18 protein-coding genes are annotated in these 21652 nt (G+C 56.2%); 5 read left to right on the top strand and 13 right to left on the bottom strand.

Annotated features, from left to right (window positions below):
* Positions 1-112 precede the first annotated feature (112 nt).
* Positions 113-307, top strand: coding sequence for a DUF6316 family protein (locus O5O45_RS06435; RefSeq protein ID WP_305904422.1), 195 nt, complete (start codon positions 113-115; stop codon positions 305-307).
* Between the two features lie 180 nt (positions 308-487).
* Here the strand turns inward: O5O45_RS06435 and O5O45_RS06430 are convergent, their stop codons facing one another.
* From O5O45_RS06430 to O5O45_RS06370, 13 genes are all read right to left on the bottom strand, one after another.
* Positions 488-1045 (bottom strand): type II secretion system protein GspG, encoded by a 558-nt coding sequence (locus O5O45_RS06430; RefSeq protein WP_305904421.1) that lies wholly within the window; start codon positions 1043-1045, stop codon positions 488-490.
* A gap of 55 nt (positions 1046-1100) precedes the next feature.
* Complete coding sequence (gene yegD / locus O5O45_RS06425) at positions 1101-2480, bottom strand: molecular chaperone (RefSeq protein WP_305904420.1); 1380 nt, start codon at positions 2478-2480, stop codon at positions 1101-1103.
* Positions 2481-2745: 265 nt separating this feature from the next.
* Complete coding sequence (locus tag O5O45_RS06420) at positions 2746-3099, bottom strand: hypothetical protein (RefSeq protein ID WP_305904419.1); 354 nt, start codon at positions 3097-3099, stop codon at positions 2746-2748.
* 38 nt (positions 3100-3137) lie between these two features.
* Positions 3138-3476: a hypothetical protein gene (locus O5O45_RS06415; protein ID WP_305904418.1), complete on the bottom strand. Its 339-nt coding sequence runs from the start codon at positions 3474-3476 to the stop codon at positions 3138-3140.
* Between the two features lie 81 nt (positions 3477-3557).
* Positions 3558-4595: an NAD-dependent epimerase/dehydratase family protein gene (locus tag O5O45_RS06410; protein WP_305904417.1), complete on the bottom strand. Its 1038-nt coding sequence runs from the start codon at positions 4593-4595 to the stop codon at positions 3558-3560.
* Positions 4596-4599: 4 nt separating this feature from the next.
* Complete coding sequence (locus O5O45_RS06405) at positions 4600-5646, bottom strand: MBL fold metallo-hydrolase (protein WP_305904416.1); 1047 nt, start codon at positions 5644-5646, stop codon at positions 4600-4602.
* A gap of 71 nt (positions 5647-5717) precedes the next feature.
* Positions 5718-6485, bottom strand: a complete 768-nt coding sequence (locus O5O45_RS06400; protein WP_305904415.1) for an SAM-dependent methyltransferase — start codon at positions 6483-6485, stop codon at positions 5718-5720.
* Between the two features lie 138 nt (positions 6486-6623).
* Positions 6624-9923 carry a benzoate-CoA ligase family protein gene (locus O5O45_RS06395; RefSeq protein ID WP_305904414.1) on the bottom strand — a complete coding sequence of 1100 codons (3300 nt, stop codon included), beginning with the start codon at positions 9921-9923 and terminating at the stop codon, positions 6624-6626.
* A gap of 31 nt (positions 9924-9954) precedes the next feature.
* The gene (locus O5O45_RS06390) at positions 9955-11475 is read right to left on the bottom strand and encodes an NAD(P)/FAD-dependent oxidoreductase (RefSeq protein WP_305904413.1); all 1521 of its coding nucleotides are present in this window, start codon (positions 11473-11475) and stop codon (positions 9955-9957) included.
* Positions 11476-11524: 49 nt separating this feature from the next.
* The gene (locus O5O45_RS06385; RefSeq protein WP_305904412.1) at positions 11525-12712 is read right to left on the bottom strand and encodes a Phenylacetic acid catabolic protein; all 1188 of its coding nucleotides are present in this window, start codon (positions 12710-12712) and stop codon (positions 11525-11527) included.
* Positions 12713-12716: 4 nt separating this feature from the next.
* The gene (locus O5O45_RS06380) at positions 12717-14117 is read right to left on the bottom strand and encodes an enoyl-CoA hydratase/isomerase family protein (RefSeq protein ID WP_305904411.1); all 1401 of its coding nucleotides are present in this window, start codon (positions 14115-14117) and stop codon (positions 12717-12719) included.
* Positions 14118-14145: 28 nt separating this feature from the next.
* Entirely contained in the window at positions 14146-15126 is a 981-nt protein-coding gene (locus O5O45_RS06375; protein ID WP_305904410.1) for an NAD-dependent epimerase/dehydratase family protein, read from the bottom strand.
* Between the two features lie 123 nt (positions 15127-15249).
* Positions 15250-15966: a nitroreductase family protein gene (locus tag O5O45_RS06370; RefSeq protein WP_305904409.1), complete on the bottom strand. Its 717-nt coding sequence runs from the start codon at positions 15964-15966 to the stop codon at positions 15250-15252.
* A 224-nt stretch (positions 15967-16190) separates the two neighbouring features.
* Between O5O45_RS06370 and O5O45_RS06365 the strand changes: the two genes are divergently transcribed.
* Genes O5O45_RS06365 through O5O45_RS06350 form a run of 4 tightly spaced genes read left to right on the top strand, consistent with a single transcriptional unit; the run spans position 16191 to position 21339 of the window.
* Entirely contained in the window at positions 16191-16805 is a 615-nt protein-coding gene (locus tag O5O45_RS06365; RefSeq protein ID WP_305904408.1) for a Dabb family protein, read from the top strand.
* 48 nt (positions 16806-16853) lie between these two features.
* Complete coding sequence (locus tag O5O45_RS06360) at positions 16854-17708, top strand: outer membrane lipoprotein-sorting protein (protein ID WP_305904407.1); 855 nt, start codon at positions 16854-16856, stop codon at positions 17706-17708.
* A gap of 23 nt (positions 17709-17731) precedes the next feature.
* Positions 17732-18994 carry a hypothetical protein gene (locus O5O45_RS06355; protein WP_305904406.1) on the top strand — a complete coding sequence of 421 codons (1263 nt, stop codon included), beginning with the start codon at positions 17732-17734 and terminating at the stop codon, positions 18992-18994.
* Positions 18995-19008: 14 nt separating this feature from the next.
* Complete coding sequence (locus O5O45_RS06350) at positions 19009-21339, top strand: efflux RND transporter permease subunit (RefSeq protein ID WP_305904405.1); 2331 nt, start codon at positions 19009-19011, stop codon at positions 21337-21339.
* Positions 21340-21652 lie beyond the last annotated feature (313 nt).

The following is a 21652-nucleotide window of genomic DNA, read 5'->3' as shown; positions in this document are numbered from 1 at the left end:
TATTCGCTGAAAGTCTTAGAAGGGCGAGACATTTCGCCCTTTTGTAACAAAGTGTAAATGTGTATAATTTTTCGCCTCCCAGGTTCTAACAGCAGTTTCTTATGGAGTAGACATGAACCAAATGACACGCAACGACGACGCGCTCCAGCGTCCCAGCTACGATCGCTCAGATCGTTTCTATATCGAAAACGGCGAGTGGTTTTACCTGACCCGCGAACAAATTCCCATCGGTCCCTACGCCTCACAACAAGAAGCGGAAGACGGACTCAACGCTTATATCGACTACATGCAGGTAGAAGCGGAATAAAATAAAGGGAATGCAAGGATGACCAACTATCAGAGGAAGATAACCCAAAATGAGCCAAGCGCCCGCCAATCCTAGCAGCGCAACTCTAGTTAAAAAGCGGGTGTTTGGAAATTTCTCCCCCGTAAATTGAACATTGTTGAAATAACCTCACCCAACTATTAAGCCCTTCACTATTTTGCTTCAGCGCCCCTCTAAATCTCTCTCAGCCTCTCCCGCCTGACGCCTGCTTCGGACATAGATCAACAGCCACGCAAATCCAGACAGACAGGCTATAGGAAGCAAGATCATACTGGTATGAATCGTTGCATTTTGGGCCCGTTCACACAGGCTTGGACAGGGATCGAAGATACCGCATGGATAGGCCTTGTCCCAATTCACGATATCGTCGCCCTCGCCTTTTTCATCGACGCCATTTGGGCCGATGGAGTACAGCGTCATTTCCACTCCATGCCAGGGTTCGGGAGAGTACTGATACTCTTGTCCCCAGGCGTCTTTAGAGATTTTGGTGAGATAACCATTGCTCAACGCCTGTAATCCTTGCTCTCTTGTAGGCAGTGCGTTGTGGTCGAGCTGATACAAGCGCAGCGCGCTTTGCAAAGATTTCAACAGGATACGATCATCATGCTGGCTGCACTCAATTGCGCCAGGGCAAGTACGCAACGTAATAAGAGCGACCGTCAAAGCGAGCAACCAAAGCCCAAACAATCCTAACGTCAGTTTCTTGATTACTCGCTCCATTTTGTTTCCTTACATTGTGACCTTCGCCTATACCTGTACCTTTATCAGTTACCTGTTATCGGTAGATTTTGGCGGCCCACTGTGTGAGGCCCGCCGCGACGCTGCCGAAGAAGTCGCCGTCCACCACGGGAATCTCGCCAAGCTCCTGCTCAAGCGCGGCGCGGATAACCGGGGATTTGCCGCTGCCGCCAGTGAGGTATACCAGATCCGGACGACATTGCGCCAGTTTCAGCGCCTCACGCACAATGTCGATAATCCGGTTGAGCGGATTTTGAATCGCTTCGCTCAGCATCGCGCGGTCCAAAGGCTGACTGAGGCCTTTTTCGATGTAGTCGAGATTCACTTCATGGGCGTCGGCGTCTGACAGTTCAATCTTGGCCTGTTCGCCGCTGCGCACCAACTGATAGCTCTTGCGGCCTTCCTGCAGAAGCAGTAGACGGTTCAATAGCTCAGGACGCTTAGCGTCGCAACATAGCTGCGCGATGTCGTCACGGGTCTGCCAGGCGCTGAATTCCGCCTGTGTGCGCACGTTGTTGATTTCGATCGCGCTCCAGAACGGCTGCGTAGGCATGGTGAGACCGGATTTCTTATCTGTCCCCAGTCCAAACAACGGCATCAGGCCTTTGTAGGTCAGGTAGATGTCCAGATCATTACCGCCGGTGCGTTGACCGCAATGCGCCAGGAAATCATCGCTGCGATTGTCGTTATTGCGGTGCGACGGCCCCATTCTCACCATAGAGCAGTCAGTGGTGCCGCCGCCGATATCGACGACCAGCAGCACTTGATCCTGCTGCATGCGACTCTCAAAATTAACGCCCGCAGCAAGAGGCTCATACATAAATTCAAAGTCTTTGAATCCCGCCCGCTGCGCCGCCGAGGTCATAATCTCCATAGCCTGCCGGTTCGCCGCGTCGCTATCCGCGCCTTGATAATTCACTGGGCGACCAATCACCGCTTGCGACAATTCCGCCTCCGCGCTGGCTTCCGCCTGGGACTTCGCCCATATCATCATGGCGGTGACCACGTCTTCAATGAAGTCGAGTTGCGGCCGACTCAGACCGCCAGAACCCAGGAAAGATTTAGGAGACTTGATATAAAAGCCTTCATCCGGCGCTTCGATGTGCAGATCCACCGCCTGCCGGCCGACACACAGCACTTGTTCGTCAGAACCGATGCTCAGCTCGCGGCGGGCGCGTTGCGCTTGTCCGGCGGCGTTAGGTCGGGAAGCAAGATAGGATTCACGGGCGTCTGGATCGGTAATACGTCCGGCCACATATTCACATACCAGACTGCGATCCAGAGCATAAAGATTGGAAGGCAACAACACTGAGTCCCGATCCAGGCCCAGCAACTTCACCTCCGATGACGCCTCTTCTCCGCGACGAATCACGCCCAATGCGCAATTGGAGGTCCCATAATCAAAACCGGCGAACATAACTGGCCCCTTTTTGGAAAAAAGCCGGCGATTATAACGATGCGGGTCGGGGTGTTCTAGTTTAAAAAGAGACAGATTCAGACGACAAGACAACATCGCCTGACTCGTTGACGAGTAGACACGCACAGCAAAACGCGCGCACTTGAACAAATGCGCCCGTTTCGTCGCCCTTTACATTTACTTGCGTTACTCAGTAAGGGCTTGCGCGTCTGGTCGCTGTTGAAGACGGATTTTGAACAACGCGTCTTGCCGTCTTACTTTTGCATCACTCAGACTTCACCACAACGAGCTCTTCCTCCAGGTCGGCAAGAAATTCGGAGGAAATACCGGTGGTGATAGTAGTGTTGCTGGCCTGAGCAAGGGTGACGGATTCTTCGATATCCGCGCCGATTTCACTTTCCAGACCATAATCGCCGGAGCCCCATTTCACGCACTTCCACAACTCCATGGGGGCCATGTAGTCTTCCCGCAGATGCTCTTTGAATAGCTCAATCGCTTCCATCATCTCTCTGGCGGGCACGGCGCTGACGCCGACCATGAAATCGGAGCCGTCCATATTGATGGACGAACGGGGGCTGAGTGAGGATTTGTGATAAATCAACCAGATGTCTTTATTCATAATGAATCCTTTCCGTCTTTTTTATTTTAAGCATGGTGTTACGCAATAAAGTCACGCGCCCTGAAAGGCGTTGAGTTTGTTAAGTATTCATCCAGCGCGTCGATGGTTTGAAACCCCATCGTAGTCGACTCCTTTTCTTCCCTCTCGAGGGTCGCCCTGAACTCCCCATCATAGTAAAGCAATGCCTGCATTCGCTTGCCGCTGGAAACAATGGTCGAACTGGCTTGGCCACCTTCCTTCAGCTTCGCTTCCAGCGTGCGCAAGTTGCGTTGATGGCGCTCGGCGGCATTGCGGGCGCTGATTTCGCCGGGCAGGTCCACAACAATATAGACCAGCCATAAGACAGAATTGTTGATGAAGGACAAAAGAGATTCCATTATGCGATCCACTTCCCATATCCACGGCGCGGCGCAGGCTGCGCACAACTTACCGATAAGGTCCGCTATTTAAACAGACTCTCAGGTCTCCAACAAATTATGCATAGGCGCCAGGGTTTTCTGGCGGCATATTTCTTCAATTTGTTCATCAATGGAGCGACGCCAGTCGATCTGCGGCTGATAGCCCAACACAGCCGTGGCGCGGCTGTTGTCAGCCCCGGTTTCCTCCAGCAAGTGAATCAGGCTGCGGGTAACCAATGGGTCAAAGGGCATTAACGGATCAATCAGCTCCATCAATTCGCCCACCCCATAAGCAACCGGGAATGGGACGCTATAGCATGGCTTGGGGATATGGTGACGGTCGGAGATATATTCGATCACCTCGCGCACGCTGGGCGGACCGGAACCGACGATATTGAAAGCGGCGAAGTTTTCTCCCGGCGTCCATTGCGCCGCCAGAGAAAACGCCTGCCCGATATCGCGGCCGTCAATCAGGGGCAGACTGGTTCTGCCGCCGCGAATCCAGGGAATCAGCCGTGTTTTCAGACGCGGCAACAGTATCGGCAGAAAGCCTACGCGATAGCGTCGCCCTACATAAATTCCCATGCGCAGGTTAATGACCTTGAACCAATCGCGGGCGTATCCGCGCAGGATATTTTCGATGCGCACCAGATTACACAGATGCGGCCAATAAGGAGGTTCGACGCCTGGACTATAGGGATCGGCAGAGCGCTCCGGCGCGGCGGCGGAAGCAGTGCTGGTGTTGATGAAGACTTTCACGCCCGCCTGCCGCGCCGCCTCGATCAATCCCAGGGTCGGCTGAAAATACAGGCGCTGCGAACTTTCGCTATGACCGTACAGAGACGTCCAAGCCGCAGCATGAATCACCACATCCACGCCCCGACACACATCCTTGATGTAATTGGCGTCGCGCAGATCACCCTCGCGCACTTCGCAGCAGACTTCCGCAGGCAGTGCGCCGGGATGACGGCAGGCGGCGATAGGGCGGATTCCGGGGACCCTGCTCAGCGCTTCCAAAATATGGCTCCCGGCGAATCCCGTCGCGCCAGTCACCAGCACTTTCCTGACCTTGAACACTTCACCGCTCCTCTCCGTCATGACCTTACACCGAAGACGCGCAGGCGGTTTCCTCCCTCTGCTGGTCCGCTTGGGATACGGATTTGAAAGACCAGGTTTTCTCGCCGTCGCGATGCATCAGCCCAATGCTTTCAAGATAGCGCAAGTGCGCGGCGGTTTCCCCCAGCGCGAACATATATTGATGAGGCGGCAGTTCCGTATCGAACAACATACCTACCGCTTCATACACGGTGGTCGGTTCGCCGCAACCGCTCAAAAGTTTCTGCAATTGCCGATGATGGTGCATTTTGATCTCGGCGATGCGCTCATGGTAATTCTCGGAAGGCAGCCCATGAGCGGGAAAATATCTGGCGCAATCAATCGCCAGGAAATCTTCCAGAGACAACAGGTAGTTTTCCAAAGGGTTAGAAAGGCCACCCACGATAATGCCGATATTCGGGGTGATTTTCGGCAATACATGGTCGCCGGTGATCATCTCACGACTTGCCTCATTCCACAGACACAGGTGCTCTGGAGAATGACCGCTGCCACTGACAACGCGCCAGTCGCCGCTGGCGGCGCTGATGATATCGCCAGTGCGCAGGAACTTCACCTGTAAAGGCAGTTCCTTCACCAGACGCTGATAGTTGCCGCGATTTTCGATCAGTTGTTCGAAGCGTTCCCCGTCCACGCCAAACGCCCGGTAGTGCGCCGCGTAGCGGGGAATCGCGCTCTCCGCGGGGGAAAACCACAGCCGCTGCGCCATCAGCCAGTCCCCTTCGGAAATATAGGCGTCCGCTTTGAAGCGGCGCTGCAGCCAGGCCGCCTGACCAATATGATCCGGATGCAGATGGGTGATCAGAATCTTCTTAATCGGCTTTTGCTGGAAGACCGTGTCCGCCAACGCTTCCCATGTCTCACGCACAGCGCGATGATTCAGGCCGGTGTCGACCAGAATCCACCCGTCCTGATCATCGATCAGATACAGGTTGATATGATCCAGGCGAAACGGCAGCGGCATTTTCAGCAGGAACACGCCCTGCCCCACCTGAACCGGACTTCCGAAAGGAATGTCCTTGTGTATGTTATCCATATCTTATTCCTCGTGCGTTAACCGCGATCCATGGGAAGAGCGGGCGAACCGCTCGGCATGCCTGACGCGAATCACTCTTTACGAAGTTCGATACCGTAGATATCGAAACCGATGCCCGCAGTCATTTTGGAAGGCGGCCAGTTCACCCACTCCCACAACGGCATGGGGCGACGCGTGACCTTCCAGGGCGCCAGCAGTTCGCAGAACTTGTCCACGTTGCGAATGTGCATGGGCGCGTTGACCTTCTTGAAGAAAGTGCGAATGAACTTGGCCCGCAGATCGCTTTCCGATCCAGTGATGCCGGTCGTGCTGATCTTGAGTACGGAGCCCGGCGCGCACCAGTCGTACAGGTACTGGAAGGTGCTTTGGATCTCCGCGTCATCCACAAACATCAACACCGCGTTAGAGCCGAAGGCCACTTTTCTGGAGTCGTCGAAGAAGCCGTCCACCAGGCCTTTTTCCAGCAGTCCCGGCAACGCGCCGACGCTGGAGGTTTCGTATCTTGCGCTGGCGCCGACAGGCAGTTTTCTGCGTGCGTGCTCAACGATGTCCGGGTTGTGATCGACATACATGATGTTGGCTTCGGTCGCCCACTCATGACCTCTGGGAATCGGTCCGGCGCCGATATCCAGAATATTGTTGAAGCCTTCCTGCTGGTAGCCCTCGTACATCTGCCGGACGAACGCGCGGTTAATGCGCATCTTCTCCGGGAACGGGGTGATGAATCCCATCAGGCCTGTAATGATGGAGTCTTTCCAATCGTGGTAGTCACCCTCATCCAAAGCCGCGCTGTACAGTGTGGCTGTGTTTGAATAGTACTTTGGGTTACTGAAGCTCATTCTACTTCTCTCCGTAAGAGTATTGTTTAGAGCCCCCCACCTCCTCCGCCCGGAGGCGGAATCAGTTTCTTTGGGGGAAGTTTTTTTATTAGTTCGCCGCGCCGGGACCATCCTGGCGCAGACGTTTAGAGTGCGGCGCTACTGCGCCATGTTCAGCTCCCGTTCCGGAGCGCTTTCTCTCACCGGTCTGGCCCAGATGACTTCCTGAGCCATATCCCGCAGGATCGCCTTGGCGATTTTGCCGGTGGCGGTGCGGGGCAGTTCGTCCAGCGCCTCCACGCAATGAGGGGTTTTGTATTTGGGCAGACGCTCCCGCAGGAAGCGGTGCGTATCCGTCTCCACCCGTTGTTTGTCCTCGAAGCTTTCCGCCTCCCGGGCGACCACATAGGCCTTCGACTTCAACAATCCGTCGTTGCCCTGGAACACCACCACGGAGGACTCCGCCACCGCCGCCAACTCGCCCAGCACCGCCTCGATCTCCAGGGTGGAGACCCACAAGCCGGAGGATTTATAGGTGTCGCCATGTCTGCCGACAAAGACATATTCGCCTTTGTCGTTGGCGAAGTAGCGGTCGCCGGTCAACAACGACCCGTCGTAGAAGGTTTCCGCCGTCTTGGCGGGATTGTTCCAATATCCCTGCGCCAAGGTTGGGCCCTTCACCCGCAGCTCGCCGATGGCGTTTTCCGTCAGGACTTTGCCGCTCTCATCGCACACGCACAGTTCATAGCCAGGAACGGCGCGGCCGTAATAGCTCTCCTTGGCGGAGGAATGATTGGAGACGCAAAAGATATGCAATGCCTCGGTGCTGCCGATGCCATCCAGCACTTCCACCCCCGTGGCGGCGCACCATTGCTGCGCCAATTTGATCGGCAGGGCTTCGCCGGCGCTTACGCACAAGCGTACGGAGCGGAAGTTGTCTTCTGTCGCGCCGCCGCCTTCCAGAATTCCCCGATACACGGCGGGCACCGCGAAGAAGACCGTCGGCTTGAGTTGTCCCAGAATATCCCGGATCACTTCCGGCGCCGCCTTGGTGCTGCACAGCAGCGCGGTGGCGCCGAAGTACAAGGGGAAATACAGCGAATTACCCAGTCCGTAGGCGAAGAACAATTTGGAGGAAGAGAAAATACGGTCGCGGTCGTTGATCTTCAGGGTTTTGCGGGCAAAGTTCTCGGCGCTGAAGCCCATGCTCACCTGACGATGAATGGCGCCTTTGGGTTTGCCAGTGCTGCCGGAGGTGTAGAGGATGAAGCCGATGGTTTCATCGCTCACCGGCAGGATATCCTCCACCGGCTCCATGCGCGCGGTGGCGATGTCCTCATAGCTGACCACTTCCACATGGGTCTGTTCGTTGATCTGCTCCACGGAATACCGAGCCATCAGCTCCGCCTCGGTGATCAGCAGCTTGGCCCCGGAGTCCTCCAGATAATGGGTCAGCTCCTGCTCTTTCGAGAAGGTGTTGAGCGGGATCGCGATGGCGCCGATTTGCTGCGTCGCCAGGAACATCGCCAGATATTCGGGACGGTCGTTCAGCAGCAGCGCTACGCGGTCGCCCTCGTCGATGCGGCTGGCTTTCAGGAAACCGGCGTATCGACTGGTCAGGCTCCACAGTTCGTCGTAAGTGTATGAAACGTCCAATGTCTCCACCGCCGCTTTGCCGCCCAGTCCGGTTTCAACATGCTTTTTCAACAGAAAGTAAGCCGCGTTTTTTGTGGCCGCGCTGCTTATCAAAGATTTGTCGTCCATCGCTAATCGCCCTCTGTCTATCATTGCGGAGAGTTGTTCGGCGCTGATCAGCTCCGCGTGTACTTCATCGGATTCTGAGTCATAGCGGGTCAGCGTCCGTTGTGAGCTCAGGGCGGGATTTTCATCCCCGAAATCGTCCCGGAAGAAACAGCCGCGGCTTTCCTGCCGGGCCAGGGAGGAGCGCATAATGGCCTCGCCCACCAGCAGATAGGCCACCACGTCATCCAATTCCCGGTGTTGCGCCGTCAGTGCGCGTCGTTGATCCCGAATCCAGTCGGCGAAGGCTACCGCGCCTTCCACATCCACGCCGCTTTCCTGATAGCGCTGCAATCCCTGCTGCAACTCCGCCACCAACTTCTTGTCATAGGCGGACGTTTTGTCATCCAGCTCGAACGGCGTGGACAGCAGATGTCCCTGACGTTTGAGCAAATCGATCTTTTCTGAAATCACTTTGGCGGCGCAGAGATACAACGCCCAGGGCAATCCCCCTACCCGATGAGCGCCGTAGTCGTGCATGGCTTCGCCGCACACGAACACGTTCTTCAGGTTGGTTTTGAATTTGTGGTGGGCCACGCCGCCCATTGAGAAATAGGAGATCTGACGAATACGACTGCGATCCACCGGATAGGCGTCCGCGACCAGCGCCTTGATCTCGCTGAACGTCTCAAAGTCATACTCCCGTTCATGCCGGTTCACCGCTTCCAGGATCTCCCGCAGGGCTTCCTGGCTGGCTACCGGGCAGCGCTCCAGCAGACCGGCGATCAAGGCTTCTTTGTCCGCGCAGATATCTTCGATATCGTCGGAGCCGACCACTGCGATGCGTTTGACGCTGCGGTGCAGTTCGCGATAGCGGAAGTCCACGTAATATTTGAGGTCGCCGCCTTTACGCCAGGTCATGAACGCCTGGAAGTGGTTGCTGGTGCCGCGTCCGTAGAACAGTTCCTGCTCCAGCCAGTCCACGTGCTCGCCGTTCTCGTCATAGATTTCCGCGCCGGGCAGTTCTTCCGTCGGCGTCAGGGTGCCCAGGTCCGGCTGTCCGTAGCCGTGTTTGAACACGAACTCCAGATTGCTCAGCCAGCCGCCGGCGGCGAGATGACGACCGTGCACGGAACCGTAAGTGCCGGTTTTCACCGAACCATGGAACAGACCGGAATAGCCGCCGGAGGCCAGCACCACCGCGCCAGCGTACACCGCTCCGATTTGATCGCCGTTTTGATATTGCACGCCATGGCAGCGCTTGGCGTCGGCGACGATGCGGGTCACCCAGGCGTTATCCAACACGACGCCGCCCAGATAACGGATCTCCTGCAGCAGCCGCGCCAGCAGATGCCGACCGGAACCGGATTTCAACGCCACCCCCAATTGGATGTTCTTGAGCGCATCGAACTCCAGTAGCGCATCCAGTTCCGACGCCAGGTGATTTCTGGTGATGACGCCAACGTCGGAGTGCTCTTGTCCACGCCCCAGGTCGGTCAGCCATTCCAGATAATCCCCGCGCGTCAACGGAGAGGTGTTGATGGCGCCCACCGATAAGGCGGAAGCGCCCAGCTTGCCGCCCCGATCGCTATCGCTGTAGAAGGCGATGGCGGTCGGGATGCCCTTGCGCAACAGCTTCAGCGCCGTCCAGCACCCCGCGATGCCTCCGCCTACTACGACGACATCAACGCTTATAGGATCAAGATTACTCGCAACCATATTGTCCTCTCCGTGGTCATTTCTCAGTTGATCAGGCCAGTTCCGCGAAGTATCGGGATGACTTGTCCAACCGACGGTGCACGCCGCCGTAAATGGGGTTGCCGTAATCCCGGTAGTTGTAGTCTTTCATTTCGTAGCGCACGAAATCGCGCAGGTAATCGAGCTGCTCCTGGGTCACTTCATCGCGTTCGTGCAGGTCTTTCACCATGGTGTAGAACTCTTCGAACTTGGCGACGAAGTTGTCGTCGCCGACGTTGAGCAGCAGGAACTTGAGATCGTGCGGACGTTTGATGCCGCCGCGGTGCACGAAGCTCTCCGCGCCCATGAAGCAGAAGAAGCAGTAGTACTTGAACACTTCGAAGTGGCGCATGCTCTTGTAGATGCCGTCCACCATGCGGCAGACGTACTTCCACTCTTTGAACAGCGCGGTTTCGTAGTTCTCCAGATATTGACGGGAAAAGTCGTCGTCCTTGAGCATTTTGGTATGCAGCATGTCTACGATGCGATGCGCGCAAAGTAAGGTAAAGCCGAGTCCGGTGCTAAACCAACCATCACCTCCCACCGCCGAACCCGGCAACATGGCCCAACGATCGCCGACCGCTTGTTTTGTGCGAAACTGAATGCGTTTGGTCTTGATAAACGGCATCAAGGTTTCGCGTCCCTTCAACATCTTTTCGACAATCGGATAACGTCCGATGATCTCCCAGAATTCTTCTTCCCCGGTTTTATCATTGATTGGATAGGTGTCGATATCCAGGTTCAGCCCCACGCTGGTGACGCCGTTGTCGAACGGGATAAACCAGATCCAGCCGCCGTCAAAGCAATGGTGCTGAGTGCCGCGAATACGCGGAACCGGGGTGCGTCCGATAAAAGCGTCATCGCATTCCAGACTGCTTTCGAAATCGCCGATGTCCTTGAAGTGCGTGAAAATACTGCGGCTATTCAGCGGCGTATCCAGTTCTTCCTGCGGCACAATCAGGTCGTAACGCTGGGAAATCAGCGAACGATGGCCAGTGCCGTCGATGATGAACTTGGTCTTGATTTCGCTGTCGCTTCCGTCTGCACGGGAGCACTTGATCAGCGCGCCGTCGTCATTGAACTCGATGTCTTCGACGGTGGTTTCCTCGAAATAATCCGCGCCGTAGCTGATCGCCACGTCCACCAGATATTTATCGCTCTCCGCACGATACAACTGCGTGTCGACTTCCGGGGTCTGCACAATGATTTCCGGCACAATCCCATTGCTCAGTGTGGCGGAGGACAGTCCAGGTTCATGCCAGAAGTAGTGGAACAACTCCTTGGGTCCGCAGGTGATCGGCATGTGCGCGTTCATGATGGTGTCGTAACTGGCCAGGTTGACGAACTCGGGAATGTCGTATTTCTGCCCCAGATGACGAATGGTCTTACTCATGATGGGCGTGGTCGATTCGCCCAGCGCGAAGCGGGGGTGCTTGCCCTTCTCAATCAGCGCCACAGTGTAACCCAGTTTCGCCAGCATGATGGCGCTTGCGGCGCCTCCGAATCCTGATCCGATGATTGCAACGTCGTACATAACTTTATCCATCCGTATTAATGTGCCCGTTTCTGTCCAAGGTCCCCGTCTACGCCGCCGTCATGGTCGGCAGCGCCTGACGAATCCTGTCCGTGTAGCTTCTGAAGTACTCCGTGCTACACAGTTTCTCCGGCAGCACACGGTTCAGGTAATTGATGTATTCAAAGGGGCTGATGCGATTGCCATCCACATCGAACGTGGACTCATGAATCGCCTCACCGCTGCGGAAGCGCAGAAAGCGAGTCGAAGGCAGACGCAGAATCGCGGTTTCTTTCGCCATCAGACGCACCTGCTCCTTGCTCAGTTCAGGGTGTCGACGCTGCAAGATGGCCGCGTTGAGAGAGTTGAGCAGCCATTCGATCTCTTTGATGTAGCCGCCGATCGCCTCTTTGTTGGACATGGTTTTGAAACTGAATTCGAGGTTGGACTCGCCGCCTTCTTCGCTGCCGAACATCTCCAAAGCGCGGGGATACCAGAGATTGATCTTTTTCTGGATGTCCGCCAGGGTCCAGGGGCCTTCGCCCACCGCCGCCATTTCGCAGATTTCCTTCAGCACTTCCCAACCGGTTTTCAGATGGAAGGCTTCTTCTTTCAACATGGGACGCATGCTGGCGGCCATGGGCGCGTAGGCGAACTCTTCCTGCATGGTGAGCTGGAAGCGCCCTACCCGGTCGATGAAGCAGGCGAAAGTGACGTTATCCAGCGAGTCCGTAAACGGAATGTTGAAGGCGTCCAGCACATGGGAGCCGGTGTTCATGGACAGCAGCTCATCCAGGGTGTTTTCCGCAATGCGGCTGGACCCGGTGGTGGACCAGCTGGGGTCGTGAGACAGCACCCAGAACATCTGGTAGGCGTGACGGAATTCTTCCGCCATGATGCGCAGCACGCTGAACTTCGCCTTGTCCGTGTAGCAGGTGTTCACCGTGTCCATATGCTGCTGGATAGAACCCAGTTCGGTGCTGCACTGGGCCTTGATGATGCGCAGCGCCTGATACAGCATGGAGCCTTTCATCTCGCGGGCGGTGGCGTACTTCTTCACGCCCTGGTACTTGCCTTGATTGATGAGATCCGCTTTCACTTCGGAGAGCTTGGCGGTCAAACGCCAGGCGGGATCATTCGGGAAGTAGACATCCCAATACTTCTCCAGCAGACCAATGTCCGGGAAGTTCTTGCGCTGCCATTCGATCAACGCGTCGTGATACTTCTTATCAATGGTGTATTCGTTAATGGCGGCCATTTTCCTATGCCCCTTTAAAGTTGGGTGTGCGTTTTTCGATGTACGCGCTCATGCCTTCCTGACTGTCCGCGCCGATGAATAGTTGCTCCTGCAGGTGGCGCTCCAGCAGCAGCGCTGAGGGAATGCTCTCCGCATAACCTTTACTGATGGCCAGCTTGGCGTAGCCGATGGCGGCGCTGGCGCCGTTGGGCGGCAGAAACCGGGTCATGTAACGCGCCACCCAGGCCATTGGTTCTTCTTCATCGATGCAACGGAACAGTCCTGTTTCGACCAGTCGCGCCAGTGTCACTTGTTTGCCGGCGAGCGCAGCGGGAAGCTGGCTGGGATAGCGTTGCAGAATCGGCAGCTCGCCTGTGGGCAGCGCCACCTCCGCCGTTAATCCGGCCTGGCTGCAGAAGCGGAAGTCGCAGGCCAGCGCCAATTCCATTTCCAGTTCCGACATGGCGCGGTCGCAATAGAACACGCACAGGCGGGCGAAGCCGTCGATGCGGGAGAACACTCTGCGTCCGTAGGCGACAACAAAGTCATCGTTATCAATCAGTTCGTCGGCCCGCAGAAGGCCCGCAGACAAATCGATCGCCAACGCGTATACGTCTTCGTCGATGCGGACCTCCAGCAGCCGTTCGTTGAGCGCGCGCAAAGTGGAGAACGCATCCGCCGAGGCGCTGGCTTCAGTCAGCGCGATAACCGCCAGCCCGTTCTCTTTGCGCAAGGTCGCCAATCCTTGCGGAAATGGCGTGCTCAGGCTCTGCGCCAGCGCCGCGCCGGTTTCGCTGGAGAGCGTCGGCGCCGGTTTCAGCGCGTTCAGTTGTTCGCGGGTGAAGGCGATGGCGCGATTGAGGAAGCCTTCTTGCGGATAAATCTCATCCACCAGACCGATTTGCTTCGCTCGTTCCGCACTGATGAACTGCCCCTGGGTGATCATCTCCAGCGCGGTCTGCGGTCCCACCAGACGCGTCAGCCGTTGCGTGCCGCCCATCCCCGGGATAACGCCGAGGCGCACTTCCGGAAAACCAATGTTGTACTCGCCTTCCACCGCCACCCGCTTGTGCGCCACCAGCGCCAACTCCAGTCCGCCGCCAGTGATGTTGCCGTTGATGGCCGCGACGATCAGCTTCCTGGAATGAGTGATCGCTTCCAGCACTTCCGCCGCGTACAGAATGAAGTTGGAGTTGAACTTTTTGCCTGCGGTCAGCAGCATGCCGATGTTCACTCCACCGGAGAAAAAGCGCGCGCCCTTGCCAGTGATGACGATCGCCTGCACCTGCGGGTCCGCCTCCAGCGCCAGGAACTTGTATTCCAGTTCATGCAGCAGGTCGTAAGTCAGTGTGTTGGCGGACGGATCGTCCAGTTCCAGAATGGCGATGGACTCATCCAGGCGATTGTTAATAAAGCGAAAATCCATGTTTGTCTCCTTGCTGGCGTTGCGGGAATCAGGCGGGCGACGCCTGCAGTTTCTGACCTGCGCGGGCGCGTCTCATGCTGCGCACCACATCGCCGACTTCATCCAGGAAACGGGGGTGTTTCAGGGTAAAGCCGGTGCTCTTCAATTTGGCGTTGCTGATGCGCTGGGACAGGGTCATGAATTCCACTGCGCACTTGCCGCCCAGGATCGCCACCAGCCATCTTGGCATGGTCATCACCCGCGTCTTACCCAACGCTCTGGCGATGGAGGTGACGAATTCGCGCTGAGTGACCGGCTGGTCGTCGGCGATGTGAAAGAATTCGCCGGCGTATTTGACGTCAGTGATATGCGCGATGGCGCGCCCCACATCTTCCACGTGTCCGGCAGTGATGTAATTCTTGCCGTCGCCGACCACGCCCATCTGCCCTTTTTCCAGCGGCTTGACGAAGACTTCGTCAAAGGAGGAAGTGGGCTTGTCGCCATACACCACGCTGGGCGCTACGGCGATGATCAACGGCAGTCCTTCGGCGATGGCCTGCTGACACAGTTTGGTGGCGGGCGTCGCCACCCGGTTGAAACCGGAGGGGGTGTAGCGAATGGGGGTTTCTTCCGTCACCCAGTCCACGCCCATGTCTTCAAAGATGGTGGTGCCGGTGACATTAACCACCGCTTTGATGCCTTTTCTGCGCGCCAGATCGATGGTGACCTTGATCCAGCGGGTGTATTTCTCGCAGCACTTTTCCGCGTGGCTGACGCTGAAGCGCGCCGGCATGCCGTCGGTGAAAAAGCCCAGCACATTGATGGCGTAATCGATCTTGGGGAGTTTCGGCAGCCACTCTTCCGGGCGATAAACATCTCCCATCACAGGCGTAACGCCGATGGATCTCAATTTGGCGGCGCTGGCTTCACTACGCGCCAGTCCCAGTACTTTATTGCCTTTGGCGATATGGCTTCTGGCGGTTTCCTCGCCGATGAATCCGGTTGCGCCCATAATGAATATGGTGTCCACAGTGCCTCCTTCTAAAGACAGTCTTCGTTTTGCGCGCCTGTCTTTTTTCAGGCGCTTATATTTGTTCAGGTACTTGAATTTGTTTCGCAGTGGAGTCCGCCGAAGCGTCCCTGCGCCCGCCGTTCAATCCCGGTACTTGTCCTCATGGGTGAAACGGGCCGTCGGGATGCGCCTTTTGCCTGTCCCCGGCTGGCTGACGCCCTTGCCGATGGCCAGAATCATGGCGATCTCCACTCTGTCTTCATCCAGATGCAGAAGCTCGGAAACCCGTTTGTAGTTGAACCCGGACATGGGGCAGCTCTGATAGTCCAGCGATTCCGCAATCAACATCACCGACATGGCGAACAGATTCGCGGAGCGCATGGCCTCATCTCTTTCCAGCGCAGGATTGTTGGCGTAAATGGAACGCAGCATTTTGGCGAACGCCGCACGGTCCTGGGGGTTGCGGCTGTGGCAGAACGGCATGCCGGGGGCGGCCCAGGCTTTCTTATCGGCGCACACCACCATGATCTCCGCCGCTTCGCTGATCTGCTTTTGATTCCAGGCCGCTTTCAGAATCTCGTTTCTGAGCGCCTGGCGCCGCACCCGGATCACGCGCCAATGCTGTATGTTGAAGGCCGAAGGCGACAGGCTGGCTTGCTGCAGGATGTACTCCACATCCGTTTCCGGAATGACGCATTCCGGATGGAAGCGTTTGTACGCCTTGCGTTTGCGCAGCAATTTGGAAAGCACCGCGGCGTCCTGACGTTGCGAGCCAGGCTTAGTGCGCTTGAAGTATCCGGTGTCCGCATCGGCCACCCAGTCTTCTATGGTTTCGTATTCGCCTTCGATGAATAACATGAGCCTGCAATCCGTGATTTCGCTGTTTAAAAAACCTTAATTGACTCCCCTTCTCGTTGGCTACAACCAAAATCGGGACACAATGTCTCACCATTAACGGTTGCTCACAGGCGCCCCGCTCATTAAGAATTTGGTCCATAGCAAAGTTGAAACGCTTTATTTAAGTGTTTGAATTAACTAGAGATAAGAAATGCATCAGGCACATTTCGGAAGTGGAGCCCAGTATGAGATTCAAACCAGAGGCGGGTAAATTCATCACGGAGACAGGATTGTCCCGATTATTTACCCACGGCGCGGCGACCTGGACTGAGAACGACAGTTTTCTCTGGCGTCTCATGCGCCAGACAGCGGAGGAATTCGCCGAAGCCGCCGAGCGGTTTCTCATTCAGGCGACGGAAAACGCATCCGCCCCTTCCGCCAAAGAACGCAAGTTCGCCCCCGCCGCCGCGCTACGCTCACTGCGCAGCCGGCTGTTCCGGGCTCACCGGGAGATCGGCGCCTACAAGCGCATTGTCATGGTGAAGTTCAAGGACGACGCCTCTCCTGCCGATATCGACAGCTTTCAACAGGCGCTCAACCGGCTTGCCGCCCTGTCTGAAGGACTGTTGAGCATGGACTGCGGCCCCATTCACCGGCTGCAGGGGGAGGAATCCTTATCGGCGGTGTCACCGGATGTCTGCTATGGAGATTTCATCTCCATCTGGACCTTCAAATCGGAGCACTACCTGCAACGCTTCATCGACAATCCCGAGCACAAGAAGATCGCTGCGCGTTACTTCAAACCCGTAGTGTCCAACCGATACGTCATCAATCACCTGTCCCGGCCCCACGGCGCTTGAGTCGCGGGTCACCCGGCGGCGGTCACACAGGATCAGCGGAGATTCATCATGCAAAGAGGAGCACTTTCCATCGCATTTCTGACAGCGGCGCTGACGGCCGGCGCAGCTCAGGCGGGCAATTACGACGAGAAAAACATCAATGGGTATCTGGACCCGATTGCCTCGCGCCATCAGTCTGAGTCCCAAAAGAAAGGCCTGGAGATTTACACCCAACAATACCTGATTGACGAGGGCTGGACCTCAACCGAGGCGCGCATGGAAATGACCCTGGTGGACGCCCAGGGGCGCACCAGCAAACGCCTGGTGATCAAAAAAATGATGGAGGAAGCAGGTGTGCCCGATAAAACCATCGGCATTTTCGTCGAACCCAACGACATCAAAGGCACCGTGATGCTTACCTTTGAACAATCCGAAGGCGCGGACAATCAGTGGCTTTTCATGCCCACTATCAAGCGCACCAAGAAAATCAACGCGCAGAACAAGTCCGGCTCCTTTGTGGGCTCCGAGTTCAGCTGGGAAGATATCTCCACCACGGAATTGTCCAAATACACTTACAACCTGCTGAGCGAAACGCCAGATTACTGGGTGGTGGAGCGTACGCCGGTGTATGGCTATTCCGGTTACAGCAAGCAGATCACTCATGTGGACAAGAGTAACTATCAGACCAGTTATATCGAGTTTTACGACGCAAAGGGCGACCTGCTGAAAACCTTGAAAATGACCGAATGGAATAAATACGAAGGTCGTTTCTGGCGTCCCAAGTACTTTGAGATGGTGAACCTGCAGAACAAGAAGAAAACCATTCTGCAACTCAGCGACTATGTGTTTGGCGAAGCGGACGGCGGCGAGTTCAACAGCTTCAATCTGAGCCGGGTGAGCAATGACACCCTGCGCCGATTTTAACCTCGGCGGCGAAAGGGATGGTCATGTCCAAGGACACACGCTTACAGTTTCGAACTCGCAGATTGAGCGCGGCGGGGCTGGCCCTCGCCGCCGCCCTGCCCTGTGATGCCTGGGGAGCGGATTTTTCCGTCACCAGCGCATACCTGAGCCCCGAAGTTTACTGGTATCCGCAGAACGGAGCGTCAATTCAGGAACACGGTAATGCGGCGCTGGCGGGCTCAGCAGAACTGTTCACCTATCTGCCGCGCAACTGGAGCCTGAAGGCTACGCCCTACGGCCGTGTGGATTTTGTTGACGATAATCGTCACCGCGTCGATTTTAAAGAACTGGATTTCGAGTATTTCCACAACAGCCATATCGTCAATATTGGGTTACGTCATGTCTCATGGAGCACCGTGGAAGCGGTTAACGTACTGCCCTTGCAGGTGGCGGATGTGATCAACCAGCGGGACATCGCCGGCGATCCCGCCGGCCAGGACAAACTCGGCGCTCCCAGCCTGCGGTACGCCTATCAGGCGGAATCCATGCAATATGAAGTTTATGCGCTGCCCTGGTTTCGCGAACGCACCCTGCCCAGTCGCGAAGCCCGGGAGAACCCGACCCGTGGACAACTGGAGTTTGACGAAGACGACGCCCTGTTCACCGATGACCGGGACAATCACCGCCTGAGTTACGCGCTGAGGGTGGAGAAAGTGACCGGAGATGTGAACCTCGCCGCCTTTCATTACGACGGTTATCGGCAGGACCCGCTATTTGTTCCCGGCTCCGAACCTGGCCATTTACGCCCGCTGTATTACAAGGTGAGAACCACGGGTTTTACAGTGCAGGGAAGCGCAGGAAGCTGGCTGTACAAAGGCGAGTTCGCCTATAACAACACCGAAGAGTCCAGCTCGCGTTATGCGTTGCCGACGGACTTTTTCGCCGCCGTAGCGGGGGCGGAATACACCTTTATCCGCCCCGAAGAACAAGCGGACCTCAGCGTGTTCGCCGAGTATATCTATGACTCTCGCAGCGATGGCGCGCTGGGAACGCCCTTCGATCAGGATCTCTTCGTCGGTGTGCGCTGGGCCTCCAATGACTACAACGACAGCACACTCATTGTCGGCGCCATTGCCGACCTCAATCACAGCGCCGCGGTCTATCACCTCAACTTCAAACGCCGTCTGACCCCCAATATCGCCATGGAACTGACCTTGCGCGGTTACGACCCTGACGACAGCGATCCGTTGTATCCCCTGCGCGACGACCAATTGATCAACGCTTCATTCACTTACTATTTCGACTGATCCGGTGATTCACTATGAACAGGCTCGCTCTCACTCTCGCCCATCTGATCATCGCCGCCCCGAAACGGGTGATTGTGTTTTTGCTGTTAATTCCGGTGCTTCTGTCGCCAGGTTTGCAACACATCAAATTCAATGACGATTATCGGGTGTACTTTTCCAAGGACAATGTGGATCTGGTGGCCTGGGAAAATCTGTTGAACACTTACTCCCGCACCGATCCGCTGATTGTGACCGTGGAGGCGGCCCAGGGCGCGGACCTGTTCTCCCCCGAGGTCATGGAAGCGGTGCAACGGCTCACAGAAGAGTTATGGCAAGTGGATTTCGTCACCCGGGTGGACTCGATCGCCAACTTCCAGCACATCGAGGCGGACGCAGAGGAAATTCTGGTGGAGGATCTGGTTCTGCCGGAGAAACTGCGTAATCCCGGCTATCTCAGCTCCCGCCGCGCCATCGCCGAAAGTGAGCCGCGCATCAAAGACAGAATGTTGTCTTCCGATGGTAAAGTCACCGCCATTTATCTGCAGTTGATGATTCCCGACAAGGAAAACGCCATCGCCGAAGCCGCCGCCAAAGTGCGCTCCATTCGCGATGACTATGAGCAACGTTACGCCAACATCGACATTCGTCTGGGCGGCATCGTTATGCTGAACGCCGCTTTCGATGAGTACGCCCGCGCCGATATGGCGACGTTGTTTCCACTGATGTTCCTGATTTTCATGGTCATCATGGCGCTGTTGTTCCGTTCCTGGAAAGTCACGTTGTGCATCGTGTTCTCGACCATGCTCACGGTTTTCTCGGCCTTTGGCGTCACCGGTTTTCTGGGTATCGAGTTCAGTCCGCACAGCTCGATTGCGCCGCACGTCATTCTCACGATCAGTGTGGCGGTAGGTATTCATGTGGCGCTCAGCTTCCTGTTCGGGCGCAGCCGCTATCCCAATCGGGATGAGGCGGTGAAGCACACGCTGCAACAGAATATTTACCCCGTAACCCTGACCAGCCTCACCACCGGCATTGGCTTTTTGTCGATGCTGTACAGCGACGTGCCGCCGTTCCAACATCTCGGCGTCATGTGCGCGCTGGGCGTGTTGTTCGCCTACATCAACTCGATGGTTCTGATACCCGCGTCCATGATGTTAATGAACATCCAGCGCGACCAGTCCGCCACTTCCGCCATCAGTCAGTTTTGTAAGGCGCTGGGGGAATTTCTGGTGCGCAGAAAAGCGCTTGCGGCAGTTGTGTTCCTGGGGCTCATATCCGCACCGCTGTACGGGTTGCGCTACTTCACGATCGACGACCATCCGGTGAAAATGTTCGAAAAAGGCACTGAATTCCGCGACGATGCGGACTTTATCGATCAACGTCTCGCTGGCACCACGACCATCCATTTCAGCCTCGACACCGGCGTTGAACAGGGCATTTCCGATCCGACTTTCCTGCAAGACGCAGAAGCGTTCAAACAGCATCTGCTCGACGATCCCATGATCCATCATGTGACGTCTTTGACCGACACGCTGAAGCGGGTCAACAAGTCTCTGCACAACGGTGATCCGACGTTCTACAAAACGGCGGACTCACAGGAAGCCAACGCCCAGGCGTTGTTGTTCTACGAAGCTAACCTGCCTTTCGGTCAGGAGATCAACAATGAGATCAATATCGCCAAGTCCTCAACCCGCATGATCGCCACTATTGCATCCTCCAGCTCCAGTGAAATCATTCATCTGGTGGATCGCACCCATCAATGGCTGCAGGACAATGTGCACAGCTTCAAAAGCCGGGGGGTGTCGGTGCTGGTGATGTTTTCTTACATGATTGAGCGCTTGGCGGACAATATGATCATCAACGCCGCGCTGGCCACCGTATTGATCGGCCTGGTGTTGACGCTGACCTTGGGCAGCGTGCGTCTGGGGTTGATCTCCATGGCCCCCAACTTGGCCCCTATTCTGGTAGCGTTCGGATTCTGGTCCCTGTTCGGCGGTTCTCTGGACTTCGCCGCCGTGCTGATCTTCGCCATGACTCTGGGCGTGGTGGTGGACGACACCGTGCATTTCATCAGTAAATACCTGCGCCTGACCCGCGATCAGGGTATGTCCCCCAATGAAGCCGTAGTGGAAACTTTCCGCAGCATCGGCCCCGCCCTGCTAATATCCACCGTCGTCCTGTCAGTCGGCTTCCTCGCCTTCTCCCTCAGCCACTTCCACATGAACGTGACCCTGGGCATCATGTCCTCCCTCACCTTCCTCATCGCCCTCATCTTCGACTTCATCATGCTCCCACTCCTCCTCCTGGCCTTCGGCCCCAAACCAAAACCCGTCGCAGAAACGCTGAAAAATACCGTGACGGCTTGATAAATTTGGGAGTGGTTGGCGCCCACCGCTTTGTGCGGTGGGTTGAGAGGGGACGCGACAGAGAGGGTTCTTCCAACTTTAGGGAACCTCTGAAAAACTACCTGCGGCGTCGCCAACGTTTTTCAGAGATTCCCTAAAGAACAATATCCCTGTTCTACACACCCCGTTCGCCCTGAGCTTGTCGAAGGGCCTCCCAGAGCGCTAATCTAAAACCACTGACCAACCTGGGTAGAAAAAACAACTGGAATTCACGTTAGTGATCCACTAGTTCCGATGTCCGCCTGTCGAATAAGAAACGAGTCATTAAGAGCCC

The sequence above is a fragment of the Hahella sp. HNIBRBA332 genome, assembly GCF_030719035.1.
In the GTDB taxonomy this organism is placed as follows: Bacteria; Pseudomonadota; Gammaproteobacteria; order Pseudomonadales; family Oleiphilaceae; genus Hahella.
Note: the sequence above shows the minus strand (reverse complement) of the source record. Positions and strands in the feature narration are given on the sequence as shown.

Coding starts and splice junctions, on each gene's coding strand:
- O5O45_RS06430 (WP_305904421.1), bottom strand. CDS start 1,045: ATGGAGCGAGTAATCAAGAAACTGACGTTAGGATTGTTTGGGCTTTGG.
- O5O45_RS06370 (WP_305904409.1), bottom strand. CDS start 15,966: ATGTTATTCATCGAAGGCGAATACGAAACCATAGAAGACTGGGTGGCC.
- O5O45_RS06355 (WP_305904406.1), top strand. CDS start 17,732: ATGTCCAAGGACACACGCTTACAGTTTCGAACTCGCAGATTGAGCGCG.
- O5O45_RS06350 (WP_305904405.1), top strand. CDS start 19,009: ATGAACAGGCTCGCTCTCACTCTCGCCCATCTGATCATCGCCGCCCCG.
- O5O45_RS06360 (WP_305904407.1), top strand. CDS start 16,854: ATGCAAAGAGGAGCACTTTCCATCGCATTTCTGACAGCGGCGCTGACG.
- O5O45_RS06410 (WP_305904417.1), bottom strand. CDS start 4,595: ATGACGGAGAGGAGCGGTGAAGTGTTCAAGGTCAGGAAAGTGCTGGTG.
- O5O45_RS06400 (WP_305904415.1), bottom strand. CDS start 6,485: ATGAGCTTCAGTAACCCAAAGTACTATTCAAACACAGCCACACTGTAC.
- O5O45_RS06415 (WP_305904418.1), bottom strand. CDS start 3,476: ATGGAATCTCTTTTGTCCTTCATCAACAATTCTGTCTTATGGCTGGTC.
- O5O45_RS06390 (WP_305904413.1), bottom strand. CDS start 11,475: ATGTACGACGTTGCAATCATCGGATCAGGATTCGGAGGCGCCGCAAGC.
- O5O45_RS06420 (WP_305904419.1), bottom strand. CDS start 3,099: ATGAATAAAGACATCTGGTTGATTTATCACAAATCCTCACTCAGCCCC.
- O5O45_RS06385 (WP_305904412.1), bottom strand. CDS start 12,712: ATGGCCGCCATTAACGAATACACCATTGATAAGAAGTATCACGACGCG.
- O5O45_RS06380 (WP_305904411.1), bottom strand. CDS start 14,117: ATGGATTTTCGCTTTATTAACAATCGCCTGGATGAGTCCATCGCCATT.
- O5O45_RS06395 (WP_305904414.1), bottom strand. CDS start 9,923: ATGGTTGCGAGTAATCTTGATCCTATAAGCGTTGATGTCGTCGTAGTA.
- O5O45_RS06365 (WP_305904408.1), top strand. CDS start 16,191: ATGAGATTCAAACCAGAGGCGGGTAAATTCATCACGGAGACAGGATTG.
- yegD (WP_305904420.1), bottom strand. CDS start 2,480: ATGTTCGCCGGTTTTGATTATGGGACCTCCAATTGCGCATTGGGCGTG.
- O5O45_RS06405 (WP_305904416.1), bottom strand. CDS start 5,646: ATGGATAACATACACAAGGACATTCCTTTCGGAAGTCCGGTTCAGGTG.
- O5O45_RS06435 (WP_305904422.1), top strand. CDS start 113: ATGAACCAAATGACACGCAACGACGACGCGCTCCAGCGTCCCAGCTAC.